We start from the raw sequence: 3655 nt of genomic DNA, 5'->3' as shown, positions 1-3655 counted from the left end.
ATGCGCACATCGAGCGCCGCCGCTTGGCTCGCATAGGCCATGACGTCGAGCTGGTAGCGGCGGTAGTCGAACACGACGAGCACGTCGCGCCGGTCGAGGTCGGCGAGCGTGTCGAAAGTCTGTGGAGAAAGCACGCCGAGATCGCGAACCCCGGAGCGAAACTGCACGAGATAGCCGGCCAGCATGCCGGCGATGTGACGGCTGAACCGGCCGCCGACCATCACAATCTCGCCCTTGACCTCCATCAGCAGGCGGGCCGCCCGCTCGTATGTCTGGATGGGTGTCGCGGCGGTGGCTTTCTGCAAGGCCGTGGTGACGCTGTCGAGATAGGCCAGCACGGCGCTGTCGTTGGAGCCGCTCTGCCGCTTGGCCTCCATCATCAGCAGCGGCGAGTGCAGTCTTGCCTCGACTTCGGCCAGAAGCTTCGCCTGGAAATCCGGAAACCCTTCATAGCCGAGCTTGACGACCAGTCTCACCACGGTCGGATCGCTGACGCCAGCGCGCCGGGCGAGCGATGAGGCGGTGCCGAGGCCGGAGGTCGGATAGTCCGTCAACAGCAGTCGGACGATCTTCTCTTCCGACGGCGTCAGCGCAAGATCCCCGCGCATCAGAACATCGCGTATCGCCATGGGCCTCCCCGAAATCCGTGTTCTCTTGTTTTGTCGAGTTTATTACAGAGATTTAAATCTTGGTCAACAATGAAGAGATGTTGACATTGCGTGATCGCTGGCCCTACCTTGTCGGAAAGCAGCCAAGAGACTGTGGGGAACAGCCATGCGAAACGGAAGCGACGTCATCGTCGTCGGTGCCGGCATTGTCGGATCGAGCGCCGCCTATCATCTGGCCAAGGCCGGTGTGAAGGTCACATTGGTCGAGCAGACCCATCCCGCCGGCGGCCCGTCGGGCAAATCGTCGGCGCTGCTGCACGCCTTCTACCTGATGCCGGAATTGTCGCAGCTTTCCATACGTGGCCGCGAGATCCTGGTGTCGCTGCCGGAAATCGCGGGCGAAGGCTCTTTCGTCACCGAAATCGGCATGATGTGGGTCTGCGGCAACGACAACAAGGTGAGTTGGACGGCGGCGGCCGAACGCATCCGCGGCGAGGGCGCGCGCATCGAGACATTGTCGCCGCAGGCCTTTGCCGACGCGGCACCCGGCTTTGCCCTGGACAATGTCGCAATGGCGCTGTGGGAGCCGGAATATGGCTACGCCGATGCCTTCGGCGCCACCAACGCCATCGCCCGTGCCGCCCGCGCCAACGGTGCCAGGATCATGCAGAACACGCTGGTCGAGAGCCTTCAACGGCAGGGCGACCGCATCACCGGCGTCACCTTGACCGATGGAACGGTGCTGGAAGCCGGTACCGTCGTCCTGGCCGCCGGGCCGTGGACGCGCCGCCTGCTGGCGACGGTCGGCCTCGATCTGCCGCTGCATGTCGAGCGCCATCCGATGGCCGTCCTCGACGCAGCCGGCAAGGCAAGGCAGGTCATGCCTTTCGCCTGGTGCGACGACATTTCCTGCAACTATGCACGGCCTGACAATGACGGCGTCATCCTGGCCGGCACCTGGGCTGGTGGCGGCACCGGCCTGCGCCACGAACATGCGGGCCGCCCGCGTTTGGTCCAAAATCCTGATGATTACATGGAAGGTGTCGAGGAGCAGGAATCGGTCGAGATTCTGGAGACCTTCGCTGGCAGAGTCCCTGCCATGGCCGAGCTTGGCATCCGGCCCGGCTATGCCGGACTCTACGACATGAGCCCCGACGATCTGCCGGTCATCGGCGCCATGCCTGACGTCGAAGGGCTGGTCGTTTCGGCGGGATCCTCCGGCCACGGCTTCAAGACCGGGCCGGCAGTCGGCGAGGCGGTGGCCAGGCTGGTCACCGAAGGCGCGCAACCGATCCTGGCGCCGTTTTCACCCGATCGCTTCAGGGCCGCGTAATGGCGTCGGTGACGATGAGCGAGAGCAAGCCCAGTGGCTTCATGCCGGCCGCGTTTCGCAACGCCACTGCCGATGCCCTGTGCATGGTCGCGGTGCTGCTGCTGGTGGCGCTTGCCGCCTTCATCTTTGGCAGCGCCGCCATGCAACGTGTGGTCACCTATGCCGCGATCATGCTGACGGCGGTGCTTGGCCTGCAGATATTCTCTGGCAACAGCGGCATCGTCTCGTTCGGTCAGGCCGCCTTTGTCGGCCTTGGCGCCTACGCCACCGGCATCCTCACCATGCCGACCGCCTTGCAACGAACGGCGCTGCGCGACCTGCCGCAATTCCTCGCCGGGTATCAACTCTCCTTCTTCGCGGCGCTGGCCGTCGTCCTTGCGCTCGCGGTCATCGTCGGCCTGTTGACCGGCACGCCGCTGCTCAGGCTTTCCGGATCGAGCGCTTCGATCGCAACGCTTGCCATGCTGATCATCGTCTACACGCTGCTGGTGGCCGGGCGCGAGATCACGCGCGGCAGTCAGCCATTCTATGGCGTGCCGCGCGAGGTCGGGCTGTGGACGGCTGCCGCTGTCGCTTCGATGGCGCTGGTGGCGGCGAGGCTGTTTCGCGAAACCTCCTTCGGCCTTGCCGCCCGCGCCGCCGCCAATGACGAGCGCGGTGCCGCCGCCGTCGGCGTCGACCAGCGCACGGCGCGTCTGGCCGCCTGGGTGGCGGGTGTCGTCGCCGCCATGGCCGCCGGCGCCATGATGGCGCAGTTTCTGGGTGCGTTCTCGCCACGCGATTTCTATTTCGACCTCGGCTTCACCATGCTCGCCATGCTGATCGTCGGCGGCATGACCTCGTCGCTCGGCGCTTTCGCCGGCGTCATCGTCACCATCGTTTTGGTCGAAGTGGTGCGCCGCTTCGAAGGCGGCGGCGAGGTGCTCGGCCTGCATCTGCCCGTCCTGTTTGGCCTGACCCAGGGCGTGCTTGCCATCGCCATGATCCTGGTTATCTGGCGGCGACCGACCGGTCTGTTCGGCGAGCGTGAACTGAACCTGCTGCGTCGGCCCGGTCGCCAGGCCGTGATGGCTTCAACGGCGCCACCGCGGCATGTCGAGAGTGACCGGCTCGCCGCCGTCCATCTGTCGCGCCGCTATGCCGGCGTCGTCGCCGTCGACGACGTCAGCCTGGATTTCGAGACCGACAGCATCACCGGCATCATCGGCCCCAATGGCGCCGGCAAGACGACGCTGCTCAACATGCTGGCCGGTGATATCAAGCCAAGTGCCGGCACCGTGTCGGTGGGTGGCGTGGTCCGGCAGGCTTCGGCCTTCCGCTTCGCCCGCTCCGGCGTTGCCCGCACGTTCCAGAACATCCGCGTCTTCCCGCACATGACCGTGCTCGAAAATGTCGTCGTCGCCGCCCGCCAGGTGGAGCCGGATCTTGGCCATGCCGAGGCGGCGGCAATGGGTGAACTTGCGCGCATGGGGCTGGAGAGATTCGCCGATCAACCGGCCGCCAGGCTTGCCTATGGCCAGCGCCGTCGGCTCGAAGTGGCACGCGCCCTGGCGTTGAAGCCGCGCTTCCTGCTGCTCGACGAGCCGGCCGCCGGCATGAACGCCGTCGAGACCGCCGAACTGGTTTCGATCCTCTCGACGGTCCGCACCGAGCGCCGCATCGGCATTGTGCTGATCGAACACGACATGCGGCTGGTGATGAACCTGTGCGAGCG

The 3655-nt window shown here is 65.7% G+C and carries 3 protein-coding genes; 2 read left to right on the top strand and 1 reads right to left on the bottom strand.

Annotated features, from left to right (window positions below):
• Positions 1-629: MurR/RpiR family transcriptional regulator (locus tag EN939_RS25115; RefSeq protein ID WP_164751203.1), on the bottom strand; the 629-nt coding region annotated here is incomplete at its 3' end.
• Positions 630-774: 145 nt separating this feature from the next.
• Between EN939_RS25115 and EN939_RS25110 the strand changes: the two genes are divergently transcribed.
• Both EN939_RS25110 and EN939_RS25105 read left to right on the top strand, forming a co-directional pair.
• Positions 775-1941, top strand: coding sequence for an NAD(P)/FAD-dependent oxidoreductase (locus tag EN939_RS25110; RefSeq protein WP_127270506.1), 1167 nt, complete (start codon positions 775-777; stop codon positions 1939-1941).
• 14 nt (positions 1942-1955) lie between these two features.
• The coding region (locus tag EN939_RS25105) for a branched-chain amino acid ABC transporter ATP-binding protein/permease (protein WP_245473165.1) at positions 1956-3655 on the top strand (1700 nt) is incomplete at its 3' end.

The sequence above is a fragment of the Mesorhizobium sp. M7A.F.Ca.CA.002.05.1.1 genome (genome assembly GCF_003998335.1).
GTDB lineage: Bacteria > Pseudomonadota > Alphaproteobacteria > Rhizobiales > Rhizobiaceae > Mesorhizobium.
This window is presented reverse-complemented; position numbering and strand designations above follow the sequence as displayed.